The following is a 16,172-nucleotide window of genomic DNA, read 5'->3' on the forward strand; positions in this document are numbered from 1 at the left end:
TCTCCTTCCGAGGATCCAAACACCATCTGTCACACAGACAACTTTGGTAACAGTGAACCAGTGCTTGAGGCTAGACGGCAAACGCAGGCTCGGATCTCACCGGGAATCGTTAGGTTGCTGTGACCAGATGACGCGTCAGATGGAGGATTCCGTTCACATCGTCGGGATCGGCGGGCGCGACGAGACCGTCGAGTGCTTCGCGGGTGGCCGCCGCATCGAGCCCCGCCCCGATGACGACGAGTGACGTACCCGGCGTCCGTCCGCGCCACGAGCCGGCGTCGACTCGGACGAAGCCTCCGACAGCCTGAACCGTGTACGCGGTGTCGCGGTGCCCGTCGAGATCGACCAGCACCGTTCCCTTGATCCGGTAAGCGCCGGCGGGCGGTCGTTCGAGGAACTGCGCGAGGCGCCGAGGGTCCACCGGCGCGGAGGTCTCGAGCGCCGCTGACTCGAAACCGGCGTGCACATGATCGTGACCGTGGTCGTGGCCGTCGGGGTGGTCGTGGTCGTCGGCGAGGAGCAGTTCATCGAAGCTCAACTGACGAGGACCGTCGTCTCGGGCGATCTCCGCAGCGGGCTCGAAGAAGAGTTCCGGGTCCACCGCCGCGTCCGCCACCGGCAGGATCGGAGCGGTGGAGTTGATCATTCGAAGCCGCGCGATCAGCGATTGCACGGCGTCCTGGCCGGCGAGCAGATCGATCTTATTGCAGACCACCAGATCAGCGATCGCGAGATGCTCACCGAGTTGCGGGTGTTCGGCGATCGTGTCGTCGTAGTGAGCGGCGTCGACGACGTAGACGAGGCCGCCGTACGCCACGGTGGAGCTTCGCGCCGACAGCACCATCCGGATCAGTGCCTTGGGTTCGGCGATTCCGCTGGCCTCGATCAAGACCGCGTCGATGCCGTTTCCCGGGGCGGTCAGGCCGGCGAGTGTCTCGGCGAAATCCGACGCATCGGTAGTGCAGCACATACATCCGTTCTCAAGGCTGAGCGTGCCGCCCGACTGTCCGGAGACCAGAAGAGCGTCGATGTTGATGGACCCGAAGTCGTTGACGAGAACTCCGATCCGCCGGCCACCCGCGTGCCGGAGAACATGGTTGAGGAGCGTGGTCTTGCCCGCGCCGAGGAATCCCGCGAGCACCACGACCGGTGCGGCGGATGCGGTCACGTCGTCTGCTCACCGCGGCAGTCGGCGCAGAGCACCGCCAGATCGCGACCGTCGCCGTCCGGCAGATTGGCGACATCGCTCGTCGGAGTACCGCAGCGAAGGCACTTCCCTATCACCGCCGCTTCCGGACTGAAGTCGATTCTCATGCGTTTGTCGAAAACGTAGAGTGAGCCCTCCCACAGACCGCTGTCGCCGTACTGTTCTCCGTAGCGGACAATTCCCCCGTCGAGCTGATACACCTCGTCGAATCCACGAGCTTTCATCAATGCGCTGAGCACCTCGCAGCGGACACCGCCGGTGCAATATGTGACGACCGGCCGGCCTTTGAGATGATCGAGCGCACCGCTTTCCAGAAGCGGAAGGAAATCCCGCGTGGTGGTGACGTCGGGGACCACCGCATCCCGGAATCGGCCGATCTGCGCCTCGATCTTGTTACGGCCGTCCAGGAAGACCACTTCGTCACCGCGCCGGTCGACGAGCTCGTGCAACTGTTCCGGCGCCAGACGCACACCGGTGCCGACCACACCGTGATCGTCCAGACGCAGTTCTTCGGCGGCGCCGAAGGTCACTATCTCCGGGCGCACCTTCACGCTCAGGCGCGGGAAATCATCGCCTGTTCCGTCCGACCATTTGATGTCGGCGTCTTTGAATGCGGGATAGCTCCGGGTGGCACGGACATAACGTTTGACGTCGCGGATGTCACCTCCCACTGTTGCGTTGATGCCGTGAGATGACACGATGATCCTGCCGCGCAGTCCGGAGGCCTCGCAGACGCTCTGTTGCCAGAGTCGGATCGCCTCCGGGTCCGGCAGCGGAGCGAAGACGTAGAACAACACGATCTTGGGAGTCGCCACAGTGCAAGGGTACGGACCTCGAACACGCCTGCCCCTCGTCGCCCTGGTATGCCTCGGCGTCTCGGTCCTGACGTCGTGTTCGCTGCTGAGCACGGACGCATCACCCAGCAAGATCGTGATCCCGGGCACGAATGCGCCGAGCACCGAATCGCCGGCGCCTTCGCTCTCGCCGACATCCGCGTCCCGCACGGTCGGCATCCGCCGAACGGAGGCTCCGTGGAGCTATGAACGCGTCATCAAGGCGGCGCCTCGAGCCAGCAATTCCGGATTCCAGGTCGGCGCCACCTCGGCCGACGGCCGGACGTCCGATGTCTCCGGTTTTCATTTCTCGACGCCGGACCGCGGCGTGAGATGCTCCACCGGCAACAACGGCGCCGATGCTCTGGTGTGCGTCGGCGAGCACGTCCGGGGCGCCAAACGCGCCGCCGACGCCACCGCCGAGTGCGATTGGCAGGCCGATTACGTGGTGCTCGACGCCAACGGACCGAAAGCAGGCGCGTGCGCTAACAGTTATCCGGTGTTGTTCCGGTCACGCATCCTCGGCTCCGGTCGTGCGATCAATGTCGACCGTTTCGCCTGTCTCACCGATTCCGACGACCTCTACTGCGTAGAGTCCAGTTCCGGCACCGGATTCGCGATTACCGCTAATGGATACAGTGCGATTAGGGCGGATGAACGCGCCCCCGCATCACTGCTCGGATTGGATTCCGACGCCGATAGCCCGACGGTCGATAATCGCAATTCCTCACCAGTGGTCCCGACCCGTTGAATACGTGTACGCTGAGCGCAGATAAACGCCGCGGCACACTCGGGTGAGGACATGCGCGGCGGGCTCGAATCAACCGGAGGACCACAGATGGCCAAGAAGACCGTGATCCAGATCGTCGACGATATCGACGGCGCAGAACTCGACGAGTACGAAACCGTCCACTGGAGTCTGGACGGTAAGAACTACGAGTTCGACACCTCCCCCGAGCATGCCGAAGAGTTCCGCAACCACGTCGCCACGTACATCGCCGCATCTCGTGTCACCGGCGGTCGCGCCGCCGCTCGCCGCGCCGCGCCGACCGCCGCACGTGGCCGCACCAACACCCGCGTGATCCGCCAGTGGGCGTCCGACAACGGTTACACGGTCAGTGATCGCGGCCGCATTCCGGCAGACATCATCGCGGCGTACGAAGCAGCGAACTGACACTCGCCGACGCGTCGGCCACAGCGCCCCGGACCAGGTCTCACTGACCGGTCCGGGGCGTTTTGCGATCGGCGTCCGATCCGTCCGTTACACCGCGGCCGAGTTTTCTCACCCCGTGGTTTTAATTGCGGAATCAGCAGCGCGCCGGATTACCCTGTCCAATCATGACTCTGCTTTCCGCAGCCCGCCGGCGCTGGCTGCCGCTGCTGGCCGTCGCTCTGCTGGTGGCGCTGCTGGCATCCTGCTCCAGTTCGGCGTCCAGCGACGATTCCGGACTCTGCTCACCTCCCGGCGTGGAGAGCGCCTCCGCCGCACCGACGAATCTCGCCAGCGCCGCTGCGGCCCCCGACCGGTTCACCACCGAGTCGACTCGGCCGCTCGACGAGATCGACACCTCCAGGCTCGGCCTCATCAAGCCCGGAACCCTGGTGGTCGGCACGCTGTCGGATGCGCCGCCCAGTATCTGTGTGAATTCGCAGCAGCAGTACACGGGCATGGACAACGAGATGCTCAAGGCGATCGCCGCCAAGCTCGGTCTCAAAGTGGAATTCATCGGCACGGAGTTCTCCGGCCTGCTCGCCCAGGTCGCCGGGCACCGGTACGACGTGGGATCGTCGTCGATCACCACCACTGACGAACGTCGCCAGACCGTCGACTTCACCAACGGTTACGACTTCGGCTACTTCGCTCTGGCCGGCCCGGCGAACGGCCGGGTGCAGAGCTTCGGCGATCTCAACCCGAGCACCCGGATCGGCGTCGTTCAGGGCACGGTTCAGGACGACTACGTCACGAACACCCTCAAGCTGAGCGCGGTGAAGTTCCCGGACTATGCGACCGCATACGCAAACCTGAAATCCGGTCAGATCGACGCATGGGTGGCCCCGAGCCAGCAGGCCGAGGGCACCGTTCAGGCCGCAGACGGAATGAAGATCCTGGAGAACACCTTCAGCATCAATAACTTCACCGCGTGGGCCGTCGCCAAGGGCAATCAACCGCTCGTCGACGCGCTGAACAGCGGGCTCGACGCGATCATCGCGGACGGCACCTGGGCTCGCCTGTACAGCGATTGGGCGCCGCGACCGCTTCCGGACGGCTGGAAGCCGGGCTCCAAGGCCGCGCCGAAGCCGGTGCTGCCCGACTTCGAAGCGATCGCGAAGGCGAATGAGGGCAAGCCGAAAGCCGACGCCGCCGACGCCGCGCCGAAGAGCACGTGGCAGCAACTGCGCGAGACCTTCTTCAGCGGTGAACAGTTCACCAAGGCACTGCCCGAACTGATCAAGACCGGTCTGCCGAACACCCTGAAGATCGCGATCACGTCGGGAATCCTGGGCACCGTCGGCGGCATGCTCCTGGCGATGGCCGGGATGTCGCGCAGCCGGTGGCTGCGTTGGCCGGCCCGCGTCTACACCGATATCTTCCGCGGCCTGCCCGCCGTCGTCGTCATTCTGATGGTCGGCCTGGGATTCGGGCCGGTGGTGAAGAACCTGACCGGCGGCAATCCCTTCTGGCTCGGCTCGGTGGCCCTCGCCCTGCTCGCCGCCGCCTATATCGGCGAGATCTTCCGATCCGGCATCCAGAGCGTGGAATCGGGTCAGATGGAGGCCGCGCGGGCGCTCGGCTTCTCCTACCGCCGATCCATGCGACTGGTAGTGATCCCCCAGGGCGTCCGACGCGTCCTTCCGGCTCTGGTCAACCAGTTCATCGTGCTCATCAAGGACTCGTCGCTGATCTACTTCCTGGGTCTGACGCTGACGCAGCGGGAACTGTTCGCCGTGGGCAAGGACTTCAATGCCAACAGCGGCAATCTCACCCCGCTGCTGGCCGCAGGCCTGCTGTATCTCGTGATGACGGTGCCGCTGACCCACCTCGTCAACTACATCGACAACCGTCTGCGCACTGGAAAGGCGTGAGCATCGTGGCGAACTCGCATCCCCTCGTCGATCGCGGTGCCGCGGTCTCCCTCACCGGGCAGGACCTGCACCTGAGCTTCGGCGACAACCACGTCCTGCGCGGCGTGGACATCCATGTGGAGGCCGGTACCACCACCACGGTCATCGGTCCGTCCGGATCGGGCAAGTCCACGCTCCTGCGCGTCCTCAACCGGCTCCACGAGCCGCAACAGGGCGATATCTTGATCGACGGCCGCAGCGTCTTGAAGGAGGACCCGGATCAACTGCGCCGCCGGATCGGCATGGTGTTCCAGCAGTTCAATCTGTTCCCGCACCGCACCGTGGCGCAGAATGTGGAACTCGGTCCGCGCAAACTGCTCGGCCTCGGCAAGGACGAGGCGCGGGCGCTCGCCATCGCCCAACTCGAGTCGGTGGGATTGGCGCACAAGGCCGACGCGCGGCCCTCGACCCTCTCGGGCGGACAGCAGCAGCGCGTGGCCATCGCCCGTGCCCTGGCCATGCATCCGCAGATCATGTTCTTCGACGAGGCCACCAGCGCCTTGGACCCGGAGCTGGTCAAGGGTGTGCTCGCGTTGATGACCGATCTGTCCGAACAGGGCATGACGATGATCGTGGTGACGCACGAGATGGGCTATGCCCGCGACGTCTCCGACCACGTCGTGTTCATGGACGAGGGAATGGTGGTGGAGACCGGGGCACCGGAACAGATCTTCACCGATGCGCGCAGCGACCGCCTGAAGACGTTCCTGTCGCAGATCCTCTGACGCGGGACGCTGCCTCAGCGGCCGACCAGCGCTGCGAACTCCGCAGAGGTGTAGAACGGGCTCAACCGGCGGCGCAGAGCCGCCTCGACGAACCCGTCGGCGTCGATCCGTGCGATGACGGGCGGACCGAACCGCATCGCCTCCTCCACCAGGTCGTCGCGCCCCACGCCCAACTCGTCGAGCAGATCCGACAGCGAGGTGGTGCCGTACGTGTCGAAGACCTCGTCGACGCCCTCGTCGAGAATCGCTCGGAAGAACGGCGTCTCGCGGAACGTGCGCCAGAACTCGAAGACCAGCACCACTGCGTCTTCGACATCCGAACTGCTCAGCACGTCGCGCACATCACCGACGCTCTGATCGGCGCCGGCCAGCCATACCTCGCGAGCGGCGTCGAGCACGAGATGATCGGCTTCGGCGCGGTTGGCTGCGAGCACCGTGCGGGCGCAGCGCCTCGCGATTCGCTCGACCATCGAATCGACGACGGCCGCCACCGGGCCGGGCATCCGGGAGGAGTCGACCGCCCGTTGGATCGCCTCCACGCACGCATCCTCGGTCGCCGGACTGTCGAGGACGCGCTTGAGCATCCGCCGCGACAGACCCAACTCGGCGACGCCGGCCGCCAGTTCCTCGTAACGGCGCCTCTCGAGAACGTCACCGAGCCGGGTGTCGTCGCCAGTCGAGTAATCGTAGATCCGTGAGGCGACGGTGCCGACGAGACCGGGGATGGCGCCGTCGACCGGGAATGCGATCGCGTACTTGCGTGCGACGGCCTTGACCAGATCGCGGGAGACGGCCTCTTCGAGCGGCAACTGGTCTGCGGCGTCGAGGAACGCCGTGATCTCCTCCTCCACCAGCGCCGCGAACGCCACGGAGTCGGTGAGCCGGCGGCGCTCGTAATCGACGTGAGCGTCGAGAAGTCTCGCGGCGAGGTCTGCGGCGTCCGATGACATGCCACTCATGCTACGAAACCTCGTCCGGGCTCGGCGGATCGTGCACGACGTGGGTCTCGCGCGCCGCGCGCCCGGCACTCGGCACTCCGAACCTCCCGGTCCGTCGCCGCACCGCGACGGTCGCGGCCGTGACGACGAGCATCGCCGCGACGGAGATCCACACGGCCGAGGTCGGCCCGGTCAGATCATGGGTGGCCGCTCCGATCATTCCGCCGACGGCGAGCGCGAACCACAGGGACAGGTTCCGGAGCCACAGCATGCGGGGACCGCCGGTGAACGCCTCGACGAGTTGTTGTCCGGCCTTCACGAGCGTCCCCGTCATGTAGGTCAGGCCGATGCTCACCTCGCCCTTCCTCAGGAAGGTGGAGTTCATCGCACCCATCGCCGCGGGCAGTCCGATCGCGAAGGCGGACGACGGAGCCACGAACACGCAGGCCAGGGCGCTCGTCGCCAGCAGAACGGTGGTGGTGAGGAGAACGGTGGTCCGGCCGTCCCAGAACCTCGCGGCGATCGCACCGATCACGGCACCGCAGAAGAACATGGCGAGGATCGATGCCACGGTGCCCGCACCGCCGAGGCGACCGGTGCCGAGTTGCGTGGCGAGTTCGGTGGTGTTGCCGCTCATGAACGACACGAACGATCCCTTGAGTTCCAAGAAGCCGACCGCGTCGAGGTAACCGGCGATTCCGGAGAGCGTCACCGCGAGCGCGATCTCCCGCCGATGCGCGGACCTCACCGTCCGGCCAGCATCTGTCGGAGCACCGTGACCACGCCTGCGTCGACGTTGCTGGGAGCCCGGAACCGCGCACGTTCGAGCACGTCGGGGTGTGAATTGGCCATCGCGAACGACCACCGTGCGGCGTCGAGCATCTCGAGATCGTTCAGGTAGTCGCCGAAGACGACCGTGTGCTCGGGGCCCACGCCGAGAAGAGCCTGCAGTTCCCGGACACCGGTGGCCTTGTGCGTCCCCGGTGCGGTGATGTCGATCCAGTGGCTCCCCGACACCGCGAGCTTGTGGTCGCCGACCAGTGGAGCGAACAGTTCAGCGGCGCTCGACTCGGCGTCGGCGAAGTCGTAGATCGCGAGCTTGACCACATCGCCGTCGATCTGGGACTGATCGACCACATGCTCCAGCCGGACGCAGTACCGGCGAGCGTGAACGACGAACTCGGCGTCGTCGGACTCGATGAAGGCTCCGTCGGTCCGGTGCACGAGCAGTCGGAGGTCACGCCCGTGCCGATCGGCCTCGCGGACGGTGCCGATGACCGTGGCGACCAGCGCGGGATCGATGGTCGACGACGTCAACAGCCTGCCGTCGTGCATCACCATGCTGCCGTTCTCGGCGACGTACGAGAGCGTGCCGCGGTGCGGGGCGAAGATCTCCTCGAGGGTGTAGTACTGCCGACCGCTCGCCGGGACGAACGCGATACCGCGCGCGGTCAACTCGTCGAGGATAGGCCAGAAGGCGTCGGGAACCCGGCCGGCGTCGTCGAGCAGCGTTCCGTCCATGTCGGCGACGACCATCCGGATGTCCGCTGACCGAAGCCCATCAAGCATGTCTCGATGGTAATGCCGACGGCACCGCCCTCAGGCACCAGCGGCCCGACGCGGGGCGCCGACCGGCGATCAGCTGCCGGTCAGAAGAAGTCGCCGCCCCCGAAATCACCGAAGTCCCCGCCGTCGAAACCACCGAAGCCGTCGCCGAAGTCGCCGCCGCCGTCCCCGTAATCGCCGCCACTGTCCCCGCTGTCGCCGCCGCTGTCCCCGCTGTCGCCGCCGCCGTCGGAGTAGTCGCCGCCGGCCATATCGGCGTCGGCGACCCCGTGCGGGACACCCGCCATTCCGGAGAACAAGGAGCTGAACAGCAGCGCCGATCCCACGCCCCACGCACCGCCGATGAGCGCCGGACGCCACCACGGCTCGGAGTACCAGCCCGCGGGCACCGGGCGTCCCGCCACGCGACCGCCCGGATAGTAGTTGGGCGTCTGGCTGGACGGCTGCGGCGACGCCTCGACGGTGCGGCCGTCGAACTCCACCGACCGCTCCTCGGTCACCGATCCGGCCGCGCGCTGACCCTCGAGTTCGGGGATCGGGGGACCCGGATCGAGTTTCAGCGCGGTGCGGGCCGCTCGGATGTAGTACAGGCCTTCCACAGCGGTCTGTTTGGCGAGTCCGGCCTGAGCGGGACTGGACGCCTGCTCGATCTGCGAGCCGGCCGCGGTGAACCGCTCGCCCGCGTCGGCGAGTGCCTGCTTGGCAGCCGGGTCGTCGCCCGGGTCGAGCGAGTACACCTGGCCGCCGAGTCGTTCGATCGCCTGCCGCGCATCGGCCTTGGCGTCGTCGAGAGAGACTCGTCCGGATTGGGCGGTGACGGTGCGGTTGCGCATCATCGAAAACACTCCGACGGCGATCAGCGCGATGACGAGGATGAAGAGGATCTCTAACACCCTCTCCAGCGTACGGATCGTGCGGGCGGGCGGCGACGATGCGAGTCAGCGGAGCCCGTCGAGTTTGACCGGATTCCGCACCGCGTACACCGCCGTCACCTTCTCTCCCGTCACTTCGACCGAGACCACGCTGTCGAGATCCCCGTCGATCGTCACCACCAACGACGGCATGCCGTTCACGACCGTCATCCGCATCCCCACCTCACCCAGGGTCGGTGCCTTGGCGAAGAGTCCGGCCGCCATCCGCGCCACCCGGGCCGCACCCTCGATCGGCCGGCGCGCCGCCGCCACGACGCCGCCACCGTCGCCCATGTACACCACACCGGGAGAGAGCGTGTCCATGAGTTCCTGGAGATCGCCGGTGGCGGCCGCGGTCAGAAACCGCTCGGCGACCGCCCGCGCATCCTCGGGGTCGGCGACCGCGGCGGGGCGTCGGGCACGGACGTGGTTTCGTGCGCGATGCGCTATCTGCCGGACCGCGGGCTGTGACTTTCCGATCGCGTCGGCGATCTCGGCGTACCCGAAGTCGAAGACCTCGCGCAACACGAAGACCGCGCGCTCGTCGGGAGTGAGCGACTCGAGGACGAGGAGCATCGCGGTCGTGACGGCTTCCCCGGACAGGACGTGGTCGAGTCCGGAGTCCTCGGCAGTCGACTCGAGCGGTTCCGGCAGCCACGGACCGACGTATGTCTCGCGTCGTCGCGACGACGCCCGCGCGGCGTTCAGCGCCTGTCGGGTCACGATCCGCGCCAGGTACGCGCGCGGGTTCTCGACCTCCGACCGGTCGCCTTCCTGCCAGCGCAGCCAGCTCTCGGACAGTACGTCCTCCGCGTCGGCGACGGACCCGAGGATCTCGTAAGCGATCGAGAACAGCAGGGGACGGTGCTGGGTGAACTCCGCGACTCCGGGTGGCTCGGCGGCGCTCATGCCGCGCCCGGCTTCCACGAGTACCGTCCGGCGCGGACGGTGTGCACGGTGCTGCGGCACACCTGCTCCTTGATCGCCGCGGCCGTGCGCCCGCGTAGCCAGAGGCTCGCCGGACTGTCGTCGCGGTGCACCCTCTGGACCACGCCGTCGGAGCGGCCCAGCGACACGCACTGCGCCACGAACGCGACGGAATAGGGCTTGTGCGACCGGCCCGTGAAGTCGGCTGCGATCAGATCCGCGGCGTACGCCCCCTGCGGAATCGCCGCCTGGCAACTCATGCGCGATCCCGGAACCGCCGCTCCGTCGCCGACCGCGATCACCCGCGGATCGCTCACACTGCGCAGATGATCGTCCACCATCACACGGCCGGCGTCGTTCACCTCCAGCCCGCTCTGGAGAGCCAGTTCGCCCACCCGGCTCGCGTTGGCCCACACCGTCAGCGCCGCGTCCCGTCCGCCCGACCACCGCTGTCGGACCACCTCGACGCCGTGCCCGGCGAGCACCTCGGCGACCTGCGCTCGGGCCTTCGCGCCGAGCGATCGGGCGATCGGCGCATCGCTGAAGAGCCGGATCCGCACGTCGCGGCGCCGAGCTGCGATCTCCGTCGCGGTCTCCACCCCCGTCAGCCCACCTCCGACGACGTCGACCGCGGCCCCGTCCGGCAGGGAGCGCAGTCGTTCGGCGGCCACGGCAGCCGACTCGGGCGCGCCGACGTCCACGGCTCCCTCCGGAGCGCTCGGTGCACCGCCGACCGCATAGACGAGACGGTCGAACTCCAGCGCGCCGCCGTCACTCAGGGCCACCGAACCGTCCGCGATCTTCGTCACCGCCGCGATCCGAGTCGTCACCGAATCGTCGAGCATCTCGGCCAACGGGCGGGCCGCGGTCCCGCTGCCCGCGACCACCTGGTGCAGTCGGATGCGTTCCACGAACTCCGGGCGCGGATTGACGACGACGATCTCAGCGCCGCGCGCCCGTCGCGCCAACCGGTTCGCGGCCATCGTCCCCGCGTACCCCGCTCCCACGATCACGATCTTCATGACGACCTCCCAGGTGTTGTTCTCGATCAGACACCCATGGGACACCGCGGGGCCGCCACCCGTGACACGCTCCGCCAGTGATCGTGGAGATCGGCGTCTCCGGTCACCGCCGCACCGCGGATTCGTCGCCGCTCCAGCGCAGACGCAGTTCACGCTTGAGCACCTTTCCGGTGGCTGTGCGCGGCAGCACGTCGACGAAGTGCACCGCCCGCGGGCTCTTGAAGTGGGCGATCCGCTCGCGGGTCCAGGCGATCAGCTCCGCTTCGGAAACCTCCGACCCCGGTTTGGCGGCGACCACCGCGGTCACCGACTCGCCCCATTTCTCGTCGGGCAGGCCGATCACCGCGACCTCCGCGACGGCCGGATGCCGGTACATCGTCTGCTCCACCTCCGAGGCGTAGACGTTCTCTCCGCCGGTGACGATCATGTCCTTCTTCCGGTCGACGATCCGGTAGTACCCCGCCTCGTCGCAGGTGGCGAGATCGCCGGTGTGGAACCAGCCGTCCTGCAGCGCCTCGGCCGTGGCCTCGGGCTTGTTCCAATAGCCGACGAAGACGTTGGGACCGCGAACCAGAAGCTCGCCGATCACGCCCGGCGGCACCTCGTCTCCCTCACCGTCGGCCACCTTCATCTCCACATGGAGCACCGGCTTGCCGACCGATCCCGCGTACGCGACGGCCTCGTCGACCTCCAGAACGCAGACGTTCGGAGAGGTCTCGGTGAGCCCGAAACCCTCGCAGAGCCGAACGCCGTGCCGCGTGAGACTCTCGATCAGCACCACCGGGCACGGCGCACCACCGGAGATGCCGAACCGCAGTGAGCTCAGATCCGCGGTCTCGACAGCCGGCGAGGCATCGATCGCGGCCCACATCGCGGGCACCGCGAACGCCACGCTGACCCGATGCTTCGCGACCGCGTCGAGCCACGCGTCGGGAGTGAAGGTCTCCAGCACCACGGTGGTTCCCCCGATGTAGAGCAACGGCAGTGTGATGACACCCAGCGCACCGATGTGGAACAGGGGCGCCGAGGCGATGTTGACATCGCGCGGTCCGACGCCGTCGCCGGCGGTGAGGTTGTTGATGCCGTTCCAGTGGTGATTGGCGTGGGTGAGCATCGCTCCCTTCGGAAAGCCGGTGGTCCCCGAGGTGTACATGAGCATCGACAGGTCGTCGGCGGCGACGTCGACCGGCACCCGCTCGTCGCTGCCCTCGGCGATGAGTGCCTCGTACTCCGAGGGCTCGCCGGCGGCACGCTGCTCGCCCGACGGGATCTCGACGATGCCGGACACCTCGGTTCCCTCGGCCGCGGCACGGGCCAGAGCCGCAGTCTGGGGTGAGACGAACAGGAGGCGGGCACCGGAGTCGTTGAGGATGTACTGCACTTCGGGGGCCTGCAGGCGCCAGTTGATCGGTACGGCCACCGCACCGAGTTTGGCGACGGCGAGGACCACCTCGAGCATGTGTGTGCTGTTGAGAGTGAGGAGGGCGACCCGGTCTCCTCGGCCGATGCCGCGCGAGCGCAAGGCGTCGGCCAGAGCGTTGGTCCGGAGATCCAGTTGTTCGAAGGTGTACTCGGCGCCGGTCGTCGCGTCGATCAGTGCGACGCGGTGTGGATGCCGCACCCGGTGCAGGGTGGGCCAGTTGCCGATGCCGTTGTCCATGTGACGATCCCATCGATTCGCGCGGCGCCGCCGCGGTGGTGCGTGATGTGGATCACCGTAACCTCACGAAGAAAAAGTCACAAGCGCTTGTTTTTGTGCCGTCGGTGCGGGTCGCCCGAGTCACGCGCCGGCCGGGCCCGTGAGCAACTCGATGCGTCGTTCGCCCTCCACATCCGCGAGCAGTGCCGATCCCGCCGGGCGCAGGTCGACGGCCGCGCCGTAGACGATCGGCCAGCCGAGATAGCGACAGATGAACGACCGGGAGAAGTGCCCGTGCGAAACAACCACCACGTCACGGCGGACCAGTTCGGCCTCGACGTACCGCACTACCCGATCGACGCGCTGCGTCATCTCCTGGACCGACTCACCTCCGGGCGCTCCATGCGTCCAGATCGACCAGTCCGGCTCGTATTCCGCGCGGATCTGCGACCGCGTGATCCCCTCATAGTCGCCGTAATCCCATTCGGCGAAGTCCTCGCCGACCTCGTCGGGCGCCAACTCGGCCAGTTCCGCCGTGCGCCGGGCACGGCGGCGCGGCGAGGAGACGACGTACGGATCCTCCAACCCGAGACGCTGGGCGATGCCCGCCAGCGCGCTCGCCTGCACCTCTCCCGTCTGCGTCAATCCGATATCGGTGCGCCCGGTGTGCCTGCCCGTCCGTGACCACTCGGTCTCCCCGTGGCGGATCAACAGGATGCGGGGGTGACGGGTGCAGGTGTTCACCGCTCGTACCGTACCGATCGCGTCGGCCGGACGCGTCCCGAGCTACTCGAACCGCTCCAGGGTCTGCGGGTCGTACAGCCGGAAGCCGAGCGAGCGCATCACGTCGATCACCACGTTGATGTCGTGCGGCTCGACGCCGTAGCCGGTGAAGACCACGAGTTGATCGTCCATGAAGACGTCGAAGGCCGGTCCGTCCGCGGCCGTCCCTCCCGGCGGGTAGAGCATGTTCTGATTGCGAGACCAACGGTCGAGGTCTCCGATGGCGCTCTCGACGGCCGCGGCGTCGACGGGGCGGACGCCCGCGACCCTCTCACCGCTGTTCAACCTGTTGTAGGTCTCGCCGCAGTCCGCGGAATCGCCTCCCGACCAGAACGCCAACGTGTAGCTCATGCTCCCGATTGTCCACGACTCCCCCGCGGTGGACAGTGGTATTCGACGGGCGCTCCGCGCCCGGGCGGGCGCGTAGCCTGAGGCCATGCTCTTCGCTTTCTCGATCGCTCCCGGAACCAGTGACGACCCCGACGGATCGGTCAGCGCGGCCGTCGCGGAGGCGGTCCGGGTGGTACGCGCCTCCGGCCTTCCCAACGAGACGACCTCGATGTTCACCACCGTCGAAGGAGACTGGGACGAGTGCATGGCCGTCATCAAAGCGGCCTGCGAGGCCGTGGCCGCGCACAGTCCGCGCGTGAGTCTGGTGCTGAAAGCGGACATGCGCGAAGGATTCTCCGGTCAGCTCACCGAGAAGGTGGAGAGGATCGAGCAGCGTCTGCGCGCGGAGCCCTGAGCCACTGCTGAGATCATGCGTGTCGCGGGCCGTCGAGGGAAGATCGCCCTCGGGCGAGGCTCTCACGACTGATCTCCGCAGCACGTCCGTCAGAGTTCGCGGACGCGACCGTCCTGGACGTCCCAACGGCGGTCGACGTGGACGTTCTCCAGCATCCGGCGGTCGTGGGTCACGACCAGCAGTGCGCCGTCGTAGCTGTCGAGCGCTGATTCGAGTTGCTCGATCGCGGCCAGATCGAGGTGGTTGGTCGGCTCGTCGAGCACCAGCACGTTGACGCCGCGGACCTGCAGCAACGCGAGCGCCGCCCGGGTGCGCTCGCCGGGCGAGAGGTCGGCGGTCGGACGCCCCACGTGATCGGCGCGCAGTCCGAACTTCGCCAGCAGCGTCCGCACCTCCTCGGTCGTGGACTCCGGGACCAGTTCCTCGAAGCGGTCCGCGAGCAGCTCCGGTCCGGAGAACTGCGCACGCGCTTGGTCGACCTCACCGATGGCGACATTCGCGCCCAGGGCGGCGGTGCCGGAGCCCGGCTCGATGCGCCCCACGATCAACCCCAGCAGCGTCGATTTCCCTGCACCGTTGGGACCGGTGATGCCGATGCGCTCACCGGCGTTCACCTGCAGTGACACCGGCCCCAAGACGAACTCGCCCTGCCGGACGACGGCGTCGTTGAGAGTGGACACCACCGAACTCGACCGCGGCGCCGCTCCGATGGAGTACTCGAGAACCCACTCCTTGCGCGGCTCGACGACCTCTTCGAGGCGCGCGATCCGGCTCTCCATCTGCCGTACCTTCTGCGCCTGCTTCTCACTCGAGTCAGTGGCCGCCTTGCGACGCACCTTGTCGTTGTCGGGATTCTTGCGCATCGCGTTCCGCACGCCCTGGCTCGACCACTCCCGCTGCGTCCGAGCCCGTGCCACGAGGTCGGCCTTCTTCTCGGCGTATTCCTCGTAGGCCTCGCGTCGGTGCCGGCGCGCCACTTCCCGTTCCTCCAGGTAGCTCTCGTATCCACCGCCGAAAACGGTGTTCGTGTGCTGTGCCAGGTCGAGTTCCAGGACGCGGGTCACACTCCTCGACAGGAACTCCCGGTCGTGGCTCACAAGGACCACGCCGCCGCGCATGCCTGCGACGACCTCTTCCAGCCGGGCCAGTCCGTCGAGGTCGAGATCGTTGGTGGGCTCGTCGAGAAGGACTATGTCGAAGCGGGAGCACAGCAACGCCGCCAAGCCCACGCGCGCGGCCTGACCTCCGGAGAGACCGGTCATCAGCGCCGACTCGGGTGCGCCGGCGGTCGTGTCGAATCCCAGCTCGGCGAGCACCGCGGGCAGGCGTTCGTCGAGATCCGCGGCTCCGGTCGCGAGCCAGTGATCCAGGGCCGCGGAGTAGGCCTCGTCCCCGGTCCCGTCGGCCAGCGCCGCCGCGGCCGCGTCCATCGCGGCCGTCGCCGCCGCGCAACCGGTCCGTCGGGCCACGTATTGGCCCACCGTCTCCCCCGGCACCCGCTCATGCTCCTGAGGCAACCAGCCCACGAAGGCGTCCGACGGCGCCCGCACCACCGTTCCCTCCAACGGTGCGAGATCACCGGCGAGGATGCGGAGCAGCGTCGTCTTCCCGGCACCGTTGGCGCCGACCACCCCGACCACATCGCCGGGCGCCACCGTGAGGTCGAGATGATCGAACAGCACCCGATGGGCGTACCCACCGGAGACCTCCTTGGCGACGAGCGTTGCGGTCATCGGTCCATCGTCGCATCCGC

The 16,172-nt window shown here is 67.5% G+C and carries 17 protein-coding genes; 5 read left to right on the forward strand and 12 right to left on the reverse strand.

Annotated features, from left to right (window positions below; all coding sequences use genetic code 11):
* Window positions 1-109 precede the first annotated feature (109 nt).
* Both ACK8HH_RS13480 and ACK8HH_RS13485 read right to left on the reverse strand, forming a co-directional pair.
* Entirely contained in the window at window positions 110-1,168 is a 1,059-nt protein-coding gene (locus ACK8HH_RS13480; RefSeq protein ID WP_062367785.1) for a CobW family GTP-binding protein, read from the reverse strand.
* Window positions 1,165-2,022: a rhodanese-related sulfurtransferase gene (locus ACK8HH_RS13485; protein WP_045538322.1), complete on the reverse strand. Its 858-nt coding sequence runs from the start codon at window positions 2,020-2,022 to the stop codon at window positions 1,165-1,167. Before ACK8HH_RS13485 ends, ACK8HH_RS13480 begins: the two co-directional genes overlap by 4 nt.
* A 1-nt stretch (window position 2,023) precedes the next feature.
* Between ACK8HH_RS13485 and ACK8HH_RS13490 the strand changes: the two genes are divergently transcribed.
* The 4 genes from ACK8HH_RS13490 to ACK8HH_RS13505 all read left to right on the forward strand — a co-directional run bounded on the left by ACK8HH_RS13490 (window position 2,024) and on the right by ACK8HH_RS13505 (window position 5,888).
* Entirely contained in the window at window positions 2,024-2,791 is a 768-nt protein-coding gene (locus ACK8HH_RS13490; protein WP_006898252.1) for a hypothetical protein, read from the forward strand.
* Window positions 2,792-2,878: 87 nt separating this feature from the next.
* Window positions 2,879-3,214: a histone-like nucleoid-structuring protein Lsr2 gene (locus ACK8HH_RS13495; RefSeq protein ID WP_006898253.1), complete on the forward strand. Its 336-nt coding sequence runs from the start codon at window positions 2,879-2,881 to the stop codon at window positions 3,212-3,214.
* Between the two features lie 164 nt (window positions 3,215-3,378).
* The gene (locus ACK8HH_RS13500) at window positions 3,379-5,124 is read left to right on the forward strand and encodes an ABC transporter substrate-binding protein/permease (protein WP_222111724.1); all 1,746 of its coding nucleotides are present in this window, start codon (window positions 3,379-3,381) and stop codon (window positions 5,122-5,124) included.
* Window positions 5,121-5,888, forward strand: coding sequence for an amino acid ABC transporter ATP-binding protein (locus ACK8HH_RS13505; RefSeq protein ID WP_412475260.1), 768 nt, complete (start codon window positions 5,121-5,123; stop codon window positions 5,886-5,888). Before ACK8HH_RS13500 ends, ACK8HH_RS13505 begins: the two co-directional genes overlap by 4 nt.
* 14 nt (window positions 5,889-5,902) lie before the next feature.
* Here the strand turns inward: ACK8HH_RS13505 and ACK8HH_RS13510 are convergent, their stop codons facing one another.
* The 9 genes from ACK8HH_RS13510 to ACK8HH_RS13550 form a co-directional block, all read right to left on the reverse strand.
* Complete coding sequence (locus ACK8HH_RS13510) at window positions 5,903-6,838, reverse strand: hypothetical protein (protein WP_062367808.1); 936 nt, start codon at window positions 6,836-6,838, stop codon at window positions 5,903-5,905.
* A 10-nt stretch (window positions 6,839-6,848) separates the two neighbouring features.
* Window positions 6,849-7,574 carry a YoaK family protein gene (locus ACK8HH_RS13515; protein WP_062367788.1) on the reverse strand — a complete coding sequence of 242 codons (726 nt, stop codon included), beginning with the start codon at window positions 7,572-7,574 and terminating at the stop codon, window positions 6,849-6,851.
* Window positions 7,571-8,395: a Cof-type HAD-IIB family hydrolase gene (locus ACK8HH_RS13520; RefSeq protein ID WP_260868928.1), complete on the reverse strand. Its 825-nt coding sequence runs from the start codon at window positions 8,393-8,395 to the stop codon at window positions 7,571-7,573. Before ACK8HH_RS13520 ends, ACK8HH_RS13515 begins: the two co-directional genes overlap by 4 nt.
* 80 nt (window positions 8,396-8,475) lie before the next feature.
* The gene (locus tag ACK8HH_RS13525; protein ID WP_412475261.1) at window positions 8,476-9,285 is read right to left on the reverse strand and encodes a DUF1542 domain-containing protein; all 810 of its coding nucleotides are present in this window, start codon (window positions 9,283-9,285) and stop codon (window positions 8,476-8,478) included.
* 45 nt (window positions 9,286-9,330) lie between these two features.
* Entirely contained in the window at window positions 9,331-10,212 is an 882-nt protein-coding gene (locus tag ACK8HH_RS13530; RefSeq protein ID WP_062367809.1) for an RNA polymerase sigma-70 factor, read from the reverse strand.
* Window positions 10,209-11,252, reverse strand: coding sequence for an NAD(P)/FAD-dependent oxidoreductase (locus tag ACK8HH_RS13535; protein ID WP_062367791.1), 1,044 nt, complete (start codon window positions 11,250-11,252; stop codon window positions 10,209-10,211). Before ACK8HH_RS13535 ends, ACK8HH_RS13530 begins: the two co-directional genes overlap by 4 nt.
* Window positions 11,253-11,355: 103 nt before the next feature.
* Window positions 11,356-12,912: an acyl-CoA synthetase gene (locus tag ACK8HH_RS13540; protein WP_006898262.1), complete on the reverse strand. Its 1,557-nt coding sequence runs from the start codon at window positions 12,910-12,912 to the stop codon at window positions 11,356-11,358.
* A gap of 120 nt (window positions 12,913-13,032) precedes the next feature.
* Window positions 13,033-13,635, reverse strand: a complete 603-nt coding sequence (locus ACK8HH_RS13545; RefSeq protein ID WP_062367793.1) for a histidine phosphatase family protein — start codon at window positions 13,633-13,635, stop codon at window positions 13,033-13,035.
* 42 nt (window positions 13,636-13,677) lie between these two features.
* Window positions 13,678-14,025 (reverse strand): hypothetical protein, encoded by a 348-nt coding sequence (locus ACK8HH_RS13550; RefSeq protein WP_006898264.1) that lies wholly within the window; start codon window positions 14,023-14,025, stop codon window positions 13,678-13,680.
* Window positions 14,026-14,110: 85 nt separating this feature from the next.
* Between ACK8HH_RS13550 and ACK8HH_RS13555 the strand changes: the two genes are divergently transcribed.
* Window positions 14,111-14,419 carry an MTH1187 family thiamine-binding protein gene (locus tag ACK8HH_RS13555; protein ID WP_006898265.1) on the forward strand — a complete coding sequence of 103 codons (309 nt, stop codon included), beginning with the start codon at window positions 14,111-14,113 and terminating at the stop codon, window positions 14,417-14,419.
* Between the two features lie 89 nt (window positions 14,420-14,508).
* Here ACK8HH_RS13555 and ACK8HH_RS13560 read toward each other — a convergent pair whose 3' ends face one another.
* Complete coding sequence (locus ACK8HH_RS13560) at window positions 14,509-16,152, reverse strand: ABC-F family ATP-binding cassette domain-containing protein (RefSeq protein ID WP_412475262.1); 1,644 nt, start codon at window positions 16,150-16,152, stop codon at window positions 14,509-14,511.
* Window positions 16,153-16,172: the final 20 nt, after the last annotated feature.

Source organism: Gordonia sp. LUNF6, from assembly GCF_047041125.1.
GTDB lineage: Bacteria > Actinomycetota > Actinomycetes > Mycobacteriales > Mycobacteriaceae > Gordonia > Gordonia sihwensis.